Here is a 1,332-nt window from a genome sequence, read left to right on the forward strand (position 1 = left end):
GATCGCCACGTCAATGGTGCCGACCCTGGTATCCAGGGGCCGGTGGCGATACCCATTGCGCTGGGCCTGGCGCTGCGGGTCTTGTTGGCCCCACTGGGCCCCGCACACGGTGTCAGCGTCCGCTGAGAGCAACGCGTTAATCACGTGCTGGAGCAGGGAACGCATCAAATCTGGGGACGCCTGGGATAACGCCTCGCCAAGCAGGCCAGCAGGGTCGATAATATGAGGAGCGGTCATCGTTGTGCCTCCAAATCGTTTCGAGTCAGAAGTAGAGAGCTTTCTCGAAGGATCACACGGTGACCGCACCCATATCAAACGGGCCGACCACCCACGGTTACACCACTATGCGGGACGCTACTCTTTCAACCGCTTAGTTACCGCCTGTTTGAGGCTAAGCGGTATATCGAAAACGTTGGTATATCAGTCAAAACATGGTGTGTTGCCGCCTCTACCGCCTAATTTCTAAAAAGTGTACACGCGAGTGTTCATCTTCCTACATATGCGTGTGTATATATAAAAGTTTTCGGTTTTAGGCGGTAAAGGGTTGGGATTCGGTTGAGATACGAGGGAAAATGCTATACCGCTTTTGCATTTTCAGGCGGTAAACAGCCGGTATCAACGCCGATTAGGCGGTGAAAATCCTCCTCTGCAACCTCCCTCCCACGAGATCATGCACGAGCGAAGATAGTCATACGCCCCGAAGGGGCGTTGGATGATAGTCCTCGATGTTGGGTGATAGTCCCCCCTCCCCCCACCTCGACGACGGGCCTGAGTTTGGCTGAAAGGTAGGGAATAACATAGGGATTCGGTCTCGTCAGGGCAAAACAAAACCCGGTATCTCAGCGACTTTTCGTTGAGATACCGGGTTTTTCTGGTTGCGGGGACAGGATTTGAACCTGCGACCTCCGGGTTATGAGCCCGGCGAGCTACCGAACTGCTCCACCCCGCGGCGACTCATACAACTATACAGACCCCAAACCGGGCATGCAAGCCAAAAACGCGATTTGTAACCAAGCACACAAAAATAGGGGCTGTTGGGTAGAAAGCAGTTGGGTAGAAAGCAGTTGGGTAGGAATAGGGGCTACGGGGCAGTGCCAGGGGTAGAACATACAGGAACGGGGTGGAAGTGAATCACTTCCACCCCGTTCCCGCAGAGATGTTCCCGCAGAGACCGCTAGAGCTAGTCGGTAGGAGCCGTATCCAGTGCAGGCCCCGGATCTAGAGCGAGGACGCTAGACCCATGAGCATCCGGTATGGACTACTCCCCCGCTGTCTCTTAGGCTTAGCCTCTTAGTCTTAGCGAGAAGCCGAGGCGCTGGCGCTGGGCTTCGC

Annotated in this window: 1 protein-coding gene and 1 tRNA gene; both read right to left on the bottom strand. The window is 55.3% G+C overall.

All coding sequences use genetic code 11. The annotated features are described in order from the left end of the window. Positions 1–237: transposase (locus tag HMPREF2842_RS03605; protein WP_210398785.1), on the bottom strand; the 237-nt coding region annotated here is incomplete at its 3' end. A 635-nt stretch (positions 238–872) separates the two neighbouring features. After that, a tRNA-Met gene (locus tag HMPREF2842_RS03610) sits at positions 873–949 on the bottom strand. Between the last annotated feature and the right edge of the window lie 383 nt (positions 950–1,332).

The sequence above is a fragment of the Rothia sp. HMSC069C10 genome, assembly GCF_001812205.1.
Lineage (GTDB): Bacteria > Actinomycetota > Actinomycetes > Actinomycetales > Micrococcaceae > Rothia > Rothia mucilaginosa.